Source organism: Bacillus sp. DWP3-1 (assembly GCF_049896565.1).
Classification (GTDB): Bacteria; Bacillota; Bacilli; order Bacillales; family Bacillaceae; genus Bacillus.
Genome location: NZ_JAFCUN010000002.1, coordinates 84,522 through 97,234, shown reverse-complemented (window position 1 = coordinate 97,234; position 12,713 = coordinate 84,522). Strand labels below are relative to the sequence as shown.

The 12,713-nt window shown below is 42.5% G+C and carries 13 protein-coding genes; 2 read left to right on the top strand and 11 right to left on the bottom strand.

The annotated features are described in order from the left end of the window. Positions 1-185: 185 nt before the first annotated feature. The 10 genes from ACP7A0_RS05925 to ACP7A0_RS05880 all read right to left on the bottom strand — a co-directional run bounded on the left by ACP7A0_RS05925 (position 186) and on the right by ACP7A0_RS05880 (position 10,317). The gene (locus ACP7A0_RS05925) at positions 186-1,262 is read right to left on the bottom strand and encodes a bifunctional 3-deoxy-7-phosphoheptulonate synthase/chorismate mutase (RefSeq protein WP_003217626.1); all 1,077 of its coding nucleotides are present in this window, start codon (positions 1,260-1,262) and stop codon (positions 186-188) included. Positions 1,263-1,479: 217 nt separating this feature from the next. Next, positions 1,480-1,803 (bottom strand): bacillithiol system redox-active protein YtxJ, encoded by a 324-nt coding sequence (ytxJ, locus tag ACP7A0_RS05920; RefSeq protein WP_034665511.1) that lies wholly within the window; start codon positions 1,801-1,803, stop codon positions 1,480-1,482. A gap of 33 nt (positions 1,804-1,836) precedes the next feature. Next, positions 1,837-2,307: a YtxH domain-containing protein gene (locus tag ACP7A0_RS05915; RefSeq protein ID WP_034665507.1), complete on the bottom strand. Its 471-nt coding sequence runs from the start codon at positions 2,305-2,307 to the stop codon at positions 1,837-1,839. A 26-nt stretch (positions 2,308-2,333) separates the two neighbouring features. Beyond that, positions 2,334-2,753 (bottom strand): DUF948 domain-containing protein, encoded by a 420-nt coding sequence (locus ACP7A0_RS05910; protein ID WP_003217556.1) that lies wholly within the window; start codon positions 2,751-2,753, stop codon positions 2,334-2,336. A 225-nt stretch (positions 2,754-2,978) separates the two neighbouring features. Continuing rightward, a complete protein-coding gene (gene murC, locus ACP7A0_RS05905) occupies positions 2,979-4,277 on the bottom strand; it encodes a UDP-N-acetylmuramate--L-alanine ligase (RefSeq protein ID WP_034665503.1) in 1,299 nt (432 codons plus the stop codon). 303 nt (positions 4,278-4,580) lie between these two features. Continuing rightward, on the bottom strand, positions 4,581-7,331 hold the full coding sequence (locus ACP7A0_RS05900) for a DNA translocase FtsK (protein WP_426004546.1): 2,751 nt from the start codon (positions 7,329-7,331) through the stop codon (positions 4,581-4,583). Positions 7,332-7,527: 196 nt separating this feature from the next. Beyond that, a complete protein-coding gene (gene ytpR / locus ACP7A0_RS05895; RefSeq protein WP_060597024.1) occupies positions 7,528-8,133 on the bottom strand; it encodes a YtpR family tRNA-binding protein in 606 nt (201 codons plus the stop codon). Between the two features lie 16 nt (positions 8,134-8,149). Continuing rightward, positions 8,150-8,962 (bottom strand): DUF1444 domain-containing protein, encoded by an 813-nt coding sequence (locus ACP7A0_RS05890; protein ID WP_413545073.1) that lies wholly within the window; start codon positions 8,960-8,962, stop codon positions 8,150-8,152. Between the two features lie 19 nt (positions 8,963-8,981). Next, entirely contained in the window at positions 8,982-9,302 is a 321-nt protein-coding gene (locus ACP7A0_RS05885) for a thioredoxin family protein (protein WP_034665496.1), read from the bottom strand. Then, the gene (locus ACP7A0_RS05880) at positions 9,289-10,317 is read right to left on the bottom strand and encodes a PTS transporter subunit IIC (protein ID WP_060597026.1); all 1,029 of its coding nucleotides are present in this window, start codon (positions 10,315-10,317) and stop codon (positions 9,289-9,291) included. The genes ACP7A0_RS05885 and ACP7A0_RS05880 overlap by 14 nt, the downstream gene beginning before the upstream one ends. Before the next feature lie 200 nt (positions 10,318-10,517). On the opposite strand from ACP7A0_RS05880, the gene ACP7A0_RS05875 reads away from it, so the two are divergent. Then, complete coding sequence (locus ACP7A0_RS05875; RefSeq protein WP_060597027.1) at positions 10,518-10,964, top strand: YtoQ family protein; 447 nt, start codon at positions 10,518-10,520, stop codon at positions 10,962-10,964. Positions 10,965-11,093: 129 nt separating this feature from the next. Here the strand turns inward: ACP7A0_RS05875 and ACP7A0_RS05870 are convergent, their stop codons facing one another. Continuing rightward, the gene (locus ACP7A0_RS05870; protein ID WP_060597028.1) at positions 11,094-12,167 is read right to left on the bottom strand and encodes a M42 family metallopeptidase; all 1,074 of its coding nucleotides are present in this window, start codon (positions 12,165-12,167) and stop codon (positions 11,094-11,096) included. Between the two features lie 199 nt (positions 12,168-12,366). On the opposite strand from ACP7A0_RS05870, the gene ACP7A0_RS05865 reads away from it, so the two are divergent. After that, positions 12,367-12,681 (top strand): PepSY domain-containing protein, encoded by a 315-nt coding sequence (locus ACP7A0_RS05865; protein WP_003217759.1) that lies wholly within the window; start codon positions 12,367-12,369, stop codon positions 12,679-12,681. Positions 12,682-12,713: the final 32 nt, after the last annotated feature.

Below are 12,713 nucleotides of genomic sequence, written 5' to 3'. Positions count from 1 at the left end.
ATCGCCGAGAACGTCAGCTATGACAATGATCTTAGCAGATTCTATCGAATTTTAAAAATGAAAACATTGTGAACAAGCACTTTTGAGGCTTGTAATGTGCTCTTTTCCTTTCATTCCCAATCTCCATCATATTTTATCCATAGAAAAACCGCCGGGCAGTTATCCGGCGGCTTTTCTATCTATGATTACGCGTGAATGTTGACAAGTGGTCTTAACGCATCTAACCATTTTTCGAATTGAGGAATGTCCATTTGCTGCGCTGAGTCAGATAGAGCAACAGATGGATCTGGATGCACTTCTGCCATGACACCGTCTGCTCCAATCGCAAGAGCTGCTTTCGCTGTTGGAAGGAGAAGATCTCTACGTCCAGTTGAGTGCGTCACATCAACGAATACTGGTAAATGTGTCTCTTGTTTCAAGATTGGCACTGCAGAGATATCAAGTGTATTTCTTGTCGCTGTTTCGTATGTGCGGATACCGCGCTCGCAAAGGATGATTTGGTCATTTCCTTGGGCGATGATGTATTCAGCTGCATTGATGAATTCTGAAATAGTCGCTGCAAGACCACGCTTTAAAAGAACTGGTTTCTTCACAGATCCGGCTGCTTTTAATAGCTCGAAGTTTTGCATGTTCCGTGCACCAATTTGGATGACATCGATATGCTCAATCGCTTCTTCAATATGAGCAGGATTGACGATTTCACTAATGACAGCAAGACCGTATTCATCCGCTACACGCTTTAGAATTTTTAGACCGTCTACACCAAGTCCTTGGAAATCGTATGGACTTGTGCGAGGTTTAAATGCACCTCCGCGAAGTAGTTTTAGTCCTTGCTGTTTCGCTGCTGCCGCAACTTCTGCGACTTGCTCGTAGCTTTCAACAGCACATGGTCCAACGATGAAGCGCTGTTTCCCATCACCGATCGCTTCTCCATTGATGTTCACGATTGTATTTTCCGATTTTTTCTTACGAGAAACAAGAAGTGCTTTGCTGTGGTCATCTTCTTGAAGCTCTAGACCTGCTTTGAAAATCTCTTTGAAAATATGCTGAATCGTTGAGTTTTCGAATGGTCCATCATTTGCTTCAAGAATTTGGTTCAGCATTGTGCGCTCTCTGACAGGATCATAACGGTTGACACCTTGCGCTTCTTTCGCCTTTCCAATTTCTTTTACAATGCTTCCTCTTTCATTGATCAGTTTTAAGATTTGAAGATTTAGTTCATCTGCCTGCTGTCTCAATTGTTCTAGTTCATTGTTGCTCATTTTTGTCATCCTTTCCTCTGCCTGTTCTCGCTTTTTATTTTTTCATTCTCTCATGATAGGGTTTATTATAAACAAAGATTTCGGAATTGTCACGAAAATTTTCTTTATTACCCAAACGCTTTTAAGCGATAAAGTATTATGTGTAAGATTATAGCATACTTTTGGTTGAAGTAAACCTTTTTTTATAAAAAAACGTCAGCAATTGCTGACGTTTCTTCTACAGATTATGTTCAAGCGCTTCTTTTGTAATGCTTGAGTGAGATGCATGCCACTTCACTTTTCCACCGCTAAAGACGAGTGCCTGGGGACTTTCGTGCTTTACCCCCGACTTTTCAGTCACATAGGATGAAAGCTCTCTTGTGTTTTGGATTTGCAAGAAATAAGTTGGCACGTCTTCATGTGCAGACGCAAATGCTTCAAACTCTTGAAAAGCCGCTTGGCTGATCGGACATGTCAAACTGTGCTTAAAAAAGACAAACGTCCCATCTTGATTCGTTAGTTGATCAAACTGTTCTTCTGTTTCAATGAGTTGTTTTGACATGATGTTCTCCTTCTTCACTCCGAGCAGTGAGAGTTAGCCTTTAGTCGATTGTTCTACTTTTTCTTTGACATCTTTGATGCCATCTTCAATTTCTGATTTCGCTTCTTGTGCTCGTACTTTTGCTTCGTCTGCTACATCTGAAGCTTCATTTGCTAGGTCAGCTGCTGCATCTTCTGCTTCACTTTTCACATGATTAGCTTTTCCAGCTGCACGCTCTTTTATGTCTTTCACTTTGTCTAAAATCTGGTTTGACTGTTCTGCTACCAGTTGGGACAATTCAGACGTTTTATCTTTCGCAATCGTCACATATTCAGTGCCTCTTTCTTTTGCATCTGTTGTGAGGCGATCTGTTTTTTCTTTTAAAACATTCGCTTGGGTGTTCAAATCATCGCGAAGCTCTTTCCCTGACTTCGGTGCTAAAAATAAGGCTGTTGTTGCACCAACAATTCCACCAATAAGTGTTCCGATCAAAAAGTCTTTGCTATTGATTCCGTCTTTGCTCATGATTATTCCTCCTATGCGAAAATGGTTTATTTTTGGTGTTTTCGTTGTTTCCATTTTTTATAAATTTCAAGTGCTGCGTTACTCCAGCTTACCACATCCGTGACTTTTTCTTGATTTCGTTCAACGGATGAAGAAACTGCACCAGCTGCCTGCTTTATGCTTGTATTAAATTGGTTGATCGAGCCGCCAATTCCCTGCACCGCATCCACAACTGTGTTGAGTTTTGCCGATTTGTCTTGAATATCTTCAGCAAGCTGATTCGTCTTATGTAGCAACTGTGTCGTCTCTGTGGTGATCCCTTGCATCTGACCTTCAAGACCTTCTAAAGTTGATGCAACATTCTTTAATGTCAGCTGTAAGGATTTTAATGTTTTGGACAAATAGATGACAAGAATGAGGAAAGCAATTGCGATCAGTGCAACGCTTAGATATAGAATAATAATCATCTGATACCTCCTTTGCTGCGGGCATATGCAATTCATTACCCTCTCGTTGTATCATTCAAACATCGCCTAGAATGACCGATTGAATAATAATTCTACACTTATTCGCTGATTCCTGTCCACAGCGAACGAAAAAAAGCGGAAGATGTTGACACATTTAGCCCCTTTGTCACATTTTATTCAAAATAAAAAAAGTGCCGATCAAAACGGCACTTTTCCTTTAAGCATTTATACAGCGACTTTCTCATAAGCACGCAGATATTTTTGAATGTCTCCTGCTCCCATAAAGATCAGAATCCCATCTTCGTGCGCTTTCAGCACAGATGTATCTTCTTCCGCAATCAATTGGGCCTGCGGGATTTTTTCTCGTAAATCTTCGATACTCAGCTTCCCAATGTTTTCACGGGCTGAACCGAAAATATCGCATAGGTATACATAGTCCGCTTTTTTCAGACTGTCAGCAAATTCACTTAAGAATTGCTGTGTACGTGTGAAGGTATGCGGCTGGAAGACAGCGACAATATCACGGTCTGGATATTTTTGACGTGCTGCTTCAATGGTGACTTCAATCTCCGTTGGGTGATGGGCATAGTCGTCAATTAAGACCTGCTCACCGACCACTTTTTCATTAAAGCGGCGTTTCACCCCGCCAAATGTCATTAGTGCCCCTTTGATGAGCTCTACATCAATGGCTTCATAGTGACATAATGCAATCACAGCTAATGAATTGAGGACATTATGATTTCCGTAGGCAGGAATGTAGAAGGTATCATAAAACGTATTGCGTACAAATACATCAAATGTAGTGCCTTCCGTGTTTTTCACAACATTGCGTGCTTGGAAATCATTTTCTTCATTGAAACCGTAATACACAACAGGTACCTTCGCTTGAATCTTGGGCAGATGCTCATCATCACCGCAAGCGATAATGGCTTTTTTCACTTGAAGCGCCATGTTTTGAAACGCATCAAACACGTCGTCAATGTCCGAGAAATAATCAGGATGATCAAAATCAATATTGGTCATGATCGCATAGTCTGGATGATAGCTGAGGAAGTGTCTGCGGTATTCGCATGCTTCAAATACAAAATACTCGCTGTTTTCTTTCCCCATACCAGATCCATCACCGATTAAGTATGAAGTTGGTTTCGCTGATTGCATCACATGGGCAAGCAGTCCTGTTGTCGACGTTTTACCATGAGCACCAGTAATCGCAACGTTTGTGAATGAATCCATGTATTCTCCAAGGAATTTATGGTAACGAATGACAGGAATCCCTTCAGAAAGGGCACGTTCAATCTCAGGGTGTGTATCAGGAAATGCATTACCTGCAATCACGGTCATCCCTGGCTGAATATTATCTGGGTCAAATGGAAGAATTTTAATATTTCGTTCTTCTAATGCTTTTTGTGTAAAGATATGTTTTTCGATATCCGATCCTTGGACAGTATACCCAGTATCATGAAGAATTTGGGCCAGTGGACTCATACCTGTCCCTTTTATTCCAACAAAATGATAAACAGTCATAATTGTACCTCCAACAAACGTCTATCTGACTTACAGTATATGACGCTCATTTCAATTTGCAACTTGTGATTTTCGCCTCTAGCGGCTCACAGATCGCAGCTCCAAATAAAGATTTTTTTCCGATCTTCCTATTCTAATCAATATTAACTATGATTAGTATCCGACAACTTTCCTATTTCTAACACCTGCTTTCGCTCATTTTACATAAAAAAGCGTTCTGACAGGCATACGAAAAGCGTCCAATTACAAAATTGCACCTATGTGCTATCATACCATGTTTATAAAAAAAATGAAGTGGTTTGTTTAGATCAGCTGTTCTAAGTCACTCAGTGTCATAAGGACTTCCCTTGGCTTACTGCCTTTTGCACCAGAGATCATGCCCTCGCGTTCCATCATGTCGATCAATCTGGCTGCACGATTGTAGCCAATTCTAAATCTTCGCTGCAAACTCGATGTACTAGCGCTATTCTGCTCAATCGCAAAACGGCAGGCATCCATAAACAATTCGTCTTCATCTGTAATCGCAGAGCCTTGGAGCATTAATTCCTCCTGTTCGAAAAGGAACACTGGCTTACGCTGTTTTCTTACATGTGCCACTACTTGATCAATCTCACGGTCTGATACAAAGTTCCCTTGCAGCCTCGTCGGCTTGCCGGAGCCATTTTCTAAGAAAAGCATGTCTCCTTTTCCGAGAAGCTTTTCTGCACCTGCCATGTCAATGATCGTTCTAGAATCTACCTGACTTGAGACAGAGAAAGCAATTCTTGTTGGGATATTGGCTTTAATGAGACCTGTGATGACATCGACAGAAGGTCTTTGTGTCGCAATCAATAAATGAATGCCGCATGCTCTTGCTTTTTGTGCGATTCGGCAAATGCTTTCTTCGACTTCATTTGGTGCGACCATCATTAAATCAGCGAGCTCATCGATCACAACGACAAGATAAGGTAGTTTTTCACCCATTTGTTTTTCTTTGACAAGCTCATTGAATCGTTTAATTTCTCTCACGCCAGAGTGTGCAAACAGTTCGTAGCGCCTTTCCATTTCATCCACTACCCATTTCAGAGCGGCTGTCGCTGTCTTGGCATCGGTGATGACAGGACTCACGAGATGCGGAATGTGATTATATGGCGCTAATTCAACCATTTTAGGGTCGATTAAGAGCATTTTTACTTCATCTGGTGACGCTTTAAACATTAAGCTCACTAAAATGGTATTGATACAGACACTTTTTCCTGACCCTGTTGCTCCAGCAATTAAGCCATGCGGCATTTTTTGCAGATCAACCACAACAGGCTGGCCGGATATATCTAATCCGAGTGCTGCTGTTAAGGGTGATGGATTGTCTCTAAATGCACTGCTTCTGATCATCTCTCGTAAGAAAACCATTTTACTGTGAAGGTTCGGCACTTCGATCCCGATCGTGTTCTTTCCTGGAATCGGTGCTTCGATTCGAATATCTTTTGCGGACAAACTGAGTTTAATATCATCTGATAGGTTCGTGATTTTGTTCACTTTGACACCTGGTTCTGGATGTACTTCAAACCTTGTCACAGAAGGGCCTTGCGTGACATGAACCACACTTGCTCTGACATTGAAATTTTTCAGCGTGGCATTGAGCAGCTCTGCCCGCTCTTTCACCCATGTCCCGTCCTCTTCTTTTTGAGCTGGAGGTACGTCTAAAAGGGCGAGACTTGGGAAAACATACCCTTGTGCATCTGCTGCTTTCTTTTGCCCTTGCACACGCTGATCACTTTTTAACATCATGACGTTAAAAGGAACCGTTGAGGTTTGTCCGCTTGTACGTTGCGTCTGCGGAGCTGCTTGTTTCGGTCTTTCTTCCTTGACTTTATGCACTTGTTCTTGCTTTTCTTGCTGCTCTATGACAGGTTCTGCTGGTTCAGTAGCGGTCTCATCGTCTGCTACTTGTTCTATTGGCATCATTTGATCTTCTACTATTTCAGCTTCTTCCAACAATTGGTCTTCTTGCAGATCATGCTTAGCGACTGGCTCAGCTTCTTCAAATGCTGCCGCTGGCACTTCTTCTTGATGATCTTCTATGGAATCAGCTTCTATTTCCGCGACCGGTTCTGCTGGGATGTCTTCTGTTACCTCAACTTCTTCTGCCGGCATGTCTACTTCCATTTCAATTGCGGGATGTGTGTCTTCTGCTGTTTCGAATGTCAACGGTTCTATTTCCTCCGTATGATCTACAAACTGATGTACCGGCTCGCCTTTTATTTCTTCGTCATCGCTTGAGACATCCTGTTCCGGCTCAGCCTCTACCGGCTGTTCTTGATAAGCTTCGGCCTCCTGATTATGTAAGTCAGCTTCAATATGGTCTTGAGGCTCAGAAAAGGCTGGCTCTTTTTCCTCTGTTTGAATGAAAGGCTCGTCATTTAAACGCTCCATCGTCGATTGAACGTGATCCTGATAAGCGAGTTCCTCTTGCAAAGTAAGCGGGGTCACGTCTGTTTGCATGTCCACTCTTTCTTCTGCTGGGGCTGAAACCGTTTCTTCCATACGATTTTCTTTCCGTATTGACGGAATGTTCATTTGCTGTCTGACATTTCGTACACGCTCTGCCTCTTCTGATAACAGGGTGACACGCTGCGCTGTTTCTGCTGCTTTCATTTGAACAGGAGATGATTCTTCTTTCGCTTCTGTTCGTTTTGGACGCATATCCTGATGATAGCCATAGATCGGTGATGGAATTTGCTCTGTTTTGAATGGCTTTTTATTGATGTCAGGCTGCACCGTTTGTTTTGGCTCATAGGTCTTCTGCTTAGCCTTTGGCTTGCTTGGCTTTGCGCGTCTTCTTTCCTGCTTCACTCCGTCACGCAGAGGTTCATCTGGAACGAGCGGAAAGCGGAAGTTGCCTTTCGGATATTCATAATAGACTTTTGTATCTTCAATTTTTTTATATTCTTTATGCTGTTCAAAAACTGGCTGCGTTCGTGCAGCTGGACCTTCATTAGGTCTCACAGCTTTTTCTTCTTTCTTTTCTTCTTCTCCTAAAAATACACTAAAAAATTTATCTAACCAACTCATCATTTATCACTCACTTTAACTCCCCTTACGTTTTCTTGGGCGATTTTTAGTATACCATTGCTTTTTCATGCAGAAAAGCGAGAAAAGTGCTGCTCTTTGCTATTTGTGCTGTCTGTAGATGAAAAAAAGTCACTAAGTACGTACTTAGTGACTTTTGGTATAACACATTCTTCGCTCCTATGTGCCCGTTTATGGGAGGTTACGCTTTAAAGGGTTCGCCAGCTTGGTGGCTTCCCTCTAGAACAAGAATCCCTTTTTCAGCAGGCGCGTCTGGAAGATCTAGTTCTTTTGCTGAACAAATCATTCCGCTTGATGGAACACCTCTTAGCTCAGCATCTTTAATGACCAAACCGCTTGGCATCACCGCACCAACCTTCGCAACCACGACATATTGCCCTTGATCAACGTTTGGTGCACCACACACGATTTGTAATGTTTCATCGCCAACATCTACTTGGCAAATGTTTAATTTATCTGCATTCGGATGCTTTTCTTTTTCCTTCACATAACCGACAACAAATTTTGGTGATAGATCCACGGTCAACGTTTCACTTACACCGTTGCGGTTTAAAATTTCGTTGATATCTTGAACAAGTGTTTCAGATAGCGGTACAGATCCGTTTTCTTCAATTTTCATGTAAGTGGATGCGTTGAAGATATTAAAACCTGTTGTTTCTTTTGTTTCTTGATTGAAGATTCTTACGACATCTCCAAACCTCTCATGACCTACTTCTTCTCTCGTCACATCTTTCAATGAAATAAGGAGTGTGTCGCCTACACCTTCTGCATTATAAAAAACGTTCATTCTTCAAAATTCCCTTCTACTGCTGTTTTGGTCTGCTTTTAGCAAGAATAAAGATCGGTTCAAGCTTGCCCTCGTCATATAAAAATGACAATGCGGTAATCGGAACCGTGCCGCTGGCGAAGAAGCTCATCGACATCTGTCCTAAAATATCATAGCCTGATTCATTGCGAACATCTGCAATGATGAATACATCTTGATGGGGAACAGAAATGGCCATATGTCCTTCTATTTTTTGCGCGTATTCTTGTAAAATCGATTCATTTAAAAGTCTGCTGGCATCATATCCGTCATTCGCACGGAAGAAATAAAACCGATTGCCTGCAACTTCATCCATTTTCACCACAGTTTCAAGTGAGCGGACATTGAAGCTTGCAGTTTCCCTAATTCGCTCTTTTGTCCAGTTTTCCTTTTGAAGCATTTTCTCATCAATTAATCTGTAGGTGCTTCCAAGGTCAAGTGCGTAGAAGATTCTCGTTTCAGCTGTATGCTCATCAAAAACGAGGGGAATGCCATCACTTGATGTCTCAGGAAAGGAAGTGGAACGAATGACAGGATAGATCTGCTTTTCTTTTCCTGAGATGTGCTGCGCTTCGCCTTTCATGGCACTTAGCGCCTCTTTCACATAGTAAACGATCTCATCTAATGTTTCATCAGGCTTTACTTCCCACTTTGCAATGATTGGCGGGAGCTCTAGTGTAATACCTTTACTTGTTTGTTTATCTTCAATACGAAGCGTATCTTTTTCTCGGTCAAACTGGTGTGACCAGCTGTCATTTGTCAGACGGCTTTTGAGTTCGTTCGCAAGCTGTCTTGATGTCATTTTTGCCATGATTTAGACCCTCCTTTCATTATTTAGAAAGAGAATCTGTTAAAAATGCTTCAATCTCTTCCTTCGTCTTACGATCCTTGCTGACAAAGCGGTTAACCTCTTGTCCATTTTTAAAAACTAAAAAGCTTGGAATGCCGTAAATTTCCCACTCTGCGCAAGTGTCAATGAACTGATCTCTATCCACATAGAAGTACTCAAATTCTGGGTAGTTTGCTTCAAGCTCTGGCAAGAATGGTTCGATAAAGGTGCAGTCCGGGCACCAGTCAGCTGAAAATAGCAATACTGTTAAGTCTTCTTGAATCACTTTTTGTAATTCTTCGTTTGATTCAATTTTTTTCATGTTTCATTCCTCCAGTTTGTATGGTTAAATCTCCGAATTGTATATAGCCTTTCTTTCTCATCCATTCTGATACTACCAAACTAATCACTGCCGGGCCAACGATATGCAAAAGAGCGATCGCCAGAAAAACGGATGGATGAAATCCCATAACGGTCAGTGTCATGAGCTGTCCAACGAGGCCGCTCGTTCCCATACCTGCCCCTGCCGCATTATTGACCATCCCAAAGCCAATAATACCAATTGGCGCGAGAATGAGGCCCGCAATCGTCGGCGGAATAAGGATAAGGGGATTTTTCACAATGTTCGGCAGCTGCAATTTTGACGTGCCAATGCCGACAGCAGCAAGACCGCCAAAACGATTTTCTCTAAAGCCTGCAGCGGCAAAGCCGACCATTTGAGCGCAGCAGCCAATCGTTGCAGCACCAGCCGCTGTTCCGCTTAAGTCAAGCATGAGCGCAAGCGCCGCACTTGAAATCGGTGAGCTGAGGGCAAGTCCAACAATGGTCGCTACTAGCATGCCCATGATCAGCGGACTTTGGTCAGTCCCCCACATGATGAGCCTACCAAGCCCTGTCATCATGGCTTCAATCCCAGGACCGATCAAAGCGGCGGTGAAAAAGCCAGTAATAATGGTGACAAGCGGCGTTAAAATAATATCAATTCTTGTCTCACCACTGACCAGCTTGCCGAGTTCCACACCAATTAATGCTGCGACAAAGCTTCCAGCAGGTCCACCAAGCTCTGCTCCTGCAGCACCTGAGACAACACTTGCAAAAATGATCAAAGGAGATGCATGTAAGCGATACGCAACGGCTACACCGATTGCTGGTCCCATGAGCCCCATCGCAAGTGTTCCCATTTTGATGATGAGCGGAAGTGATAACAGACCGCCTGCTGTTTTTAAAATCAGCCCTACCACTAATGTAGCAAATAGACCTAAAGCCATATAAGAGAGTGCATCAATGAAGTACACTTTTGGCGAAAGGGAGATCCCTTTTCTTTTCAAATAAGTCATCAACGTCGTCTTCCTGCTTTCTCATAGGAAAGACGAAGAGGCCTGTCCTTCCCATTATATGTAGTATTCTTACGATGAAAAATAGTCTCTACCATGAATATCATAATCATATTTTTTTTGCTTTATCAAGCACTTCTTGTGTAACATGAAAAGAAACAGGGCAAACCTTTACTAAGTTTGTACAAAAGGAGGAGATCGTTATGCAATTAACCGTCTATTTAGCAGGAGAAATTCATAGCCAGTGGCGTGATGAAATCAAGGAGAAAAGCCAATCGTTGAAACTGCCGGTGACGTTTGTTGGACCAATGGAGAATCATGACCGCTCAGATCACATTGGTGAGGACATTTTAGGTGAGCAGCCGAATGCCATTTTTAAAGATGATGCGGCTTCTGATTTGAACAATTTCCGTACTGAGATCTTATTAAACAAGGCAGACGTCGTCATTGCCCGCTTTGGTGAGAAATATAAACAGTGGAACACGGCAATGGATGCATCTGCTGCCATCACAAAAGGAAAACCTCTCATTTTGATCCGCCCAAAAGAACTGCACCATCCGTTAAAGGAACTATCAAACAAAGCGAATATCACTGTAGAAACCGTGAACCAAGCGATCAAGGCGTTATCTTACGTGTTTGAACAGCAATAAAAAAGGTGAAACTGCAACCTTTTTTCCTCTTTTCGAAACCTTTGCAGACCTGGCAATGAATGCGAGGTTTTGTCTACATATACACACTAAAGGCTGCTCTCATGAAAGAGGCAGCCTTTTCTATTACATTTACACCTGTTGATAAATAGAATCCACTGTACTTTGATCACAGTTTTTCACCAGGCGGACAATTAATTCTTTTGCCGCTGCGTAATCATCCACATGCAATACTGAATGACTTGTATGAATGTAGCGAGCGCACACCCCAATGACAGCAGAAGGCACACCTTGGTTGGAAATATGCACACGTCCAGCGTCCGTACCACCCGGTGATACGAAGTATTGGTATGGAATGCTGTTTGACTCAGCAGTATCGAGCACAAAGTCTCTCATCCCGCGATGCGTAATCATGGTTCGATCAAAAATACGCAGAAGTGCTCCTTTACCAAGCTGGCCGAATTGGGTTTTGTCACCTGTCACATCGTTTGCAGGGCTTGCATCTAAAGCAAAGAACAGATCTGGCTGAATCATATTCGCAGCTACTTCTGCCCCTCTAAGCCCTACTTCTTCCTGAACCGTTGCACCTGAATACAGATGACATGAAAGAGGTTCGTCTTTTATTTCTTTTAATAATTCAATCGCAAGTCCGCAGCCATAGCGGTTATCCCAAGCCTTCGCTAAAATCTTTTTAGGATTCGCCATAGGGGTAAAGACTGTTGCAGGCACGATTTGCTGTCCTGGGCGAATGCCAAGTTCTTTTGCCTCTTCTTCACTGTCTGCCCCAATATCAATGAGCATGTCTGATGGTTTCACAGGTTTGCTTTTTTGTTCTGGTGTTAGAAGATGAGGCGGTGTACTAGAGACGACACCAGGAATTGGTCCGTGAACGGTATGAACGTCGACACGCTGTGCCAGCATGACTTGACTCCACCAGCCGCCGAGTGTTTGGAAGCGTATCATCCCGTTCTTCGTAATGGATGAAACCATGAATCCCACTTCATCCATATGACCAGCCACCATGATTTTAGGTGCGTTCTCTGGTCCCTTGCGTACCCCAAACACACCGCCAAGACGATCCTGAATGAGTTCGTCAGAATATTTCTCAAGTTCCTTTTTCATAAAAGCACGCACATGGTGCTCATTACCTGGAGTTCCCTGTAATTCTGTTAAATTTCGGAAAAGCGACAATGTTTCTTCATTCATTCTACGGTTTACCTCGTTTCTATGTAATGACCATATATATTCCTATAAAAATAACACTCACTTTATACTATAAGAATTCTTTCGGTTTTCCAAGTATCTCTCCAGAAATTTTGAATATGCTTTCAAGTATTCGGATTCCTTAACATCAATGGACAAGTTTTGTATAATGGAAAAAACAGCAATACGGAGGTGCAGCACGTTGAAGTTAAAACATGTTCTGATTGGTGCGAGTATTGGCGTAGCCGCTGCAATTGTTGCAAAGAAAGTATTTTTCCCTACGTATATCTCGTCTGAAAAAGCATTAAAAATTGTGAAATCTGCTTTTAAACAGCGCGGCCCGATTGATGGCTCTTGGATTTATACTGTACCAGAACCGTATACCGTAAATGGTGAAACGATTGATGTGTACAAATCTGGCATTACTCGCTCAGCCTTTGGCGAGCTTGAACAGTACGAAGTCATGATTGATGCCAAAACAGGCATGATCGTTGATGTCATTGATTCTGTGGCTTGATAAAGAAAGCTTCGCAAAGGCGTGTCCTTGCG

Bases quoted from the DNA above. Each gene is read 5' to 3' on its own strand.
- ACP7A0_RS05925 (WP_003217626.1), bottom strand. From the start codon at position 1,262: ATGAGCAACAATGAACTAGAACAATTGAGACAGCAGGCAGATGAACTA.
- ytxJ (WP_034665511.1), bottom strand. From the start codon at position 1,803: ATGTCAAAACAACTCATTGAAACAGAAGAACAGTTTGATCAACTAACG.
- ACP7A0_RS05915 (WP_034665507.1), bottom strand. From the start codon at position 2,307: ATGAGCAAAGACGGAATCAATAGCAAAGACTTTTTGATCGGAACACTT.
- ACP7A0_RS05910 (WP_003217556.1), bottom strand. From the start codon at position 2,753: ATGATTATTATTCTATATCTAAGCGTTGCACTGATCGCAATTGCTTTC.
- murC (WP_034665503.1), bottom strand. From the start codon at position 4,277: ATGACTGTTTATCATTTTGTTGGAATAAAAGGGACAGGTATGAGTCCA.
- ACP7A0_RS05900 (WP_426004546.1), bottom strand. From the start codon at position 7,331: ATGATGAGTTGGTTAGATAAATTTTTTAGTGTATTTTTAGGAGAAGAA.
- ytpR (WP_060597024.1), bottom strand. From the start codon at position 8,133: ATGAACGTTTTTTATAATGCAGAAGGTGTAGGCGACACACTCCTTATT.
- ACP7A0_RS05890 (WP_413545073.1), bottom strand. From the start codon at position 8,962: ATGGCAAAAATGACATCAAGACAGCTTGCGAACGAACTCAAAAGCCGT.
- ACP7A0_RS05885 (WP_034665496.1), bottom strand. From the start codon at position 9,302: ATGAAAAAAATTGAATCAAACGAAGAATTACAAAAAGTGATTCAAGAA.
- ACP7A0_RS05880 (WP_060597026.1), bottom strand. From the start codon at position 10,317: ATGACTTATTTGAAAAGAAAAGGGATCTCCCTTTCGCCAAAAGTGTAC.
- ACP7A0_RS05875 (WP_060597027.1), top strand. From the start codon at position 10,518: ATGCAATTAACCGTCTATTTAGCAGGAGAAATTCATAGCCAGTGGCGT.
- ACP7A0_RS05870 (WP_060597028.1), bottom strand. From the start codon at position 12,167: ATGAATGAAGAAACATTGTCGCTTTTCCGAAATTTAACAGAATTACAG.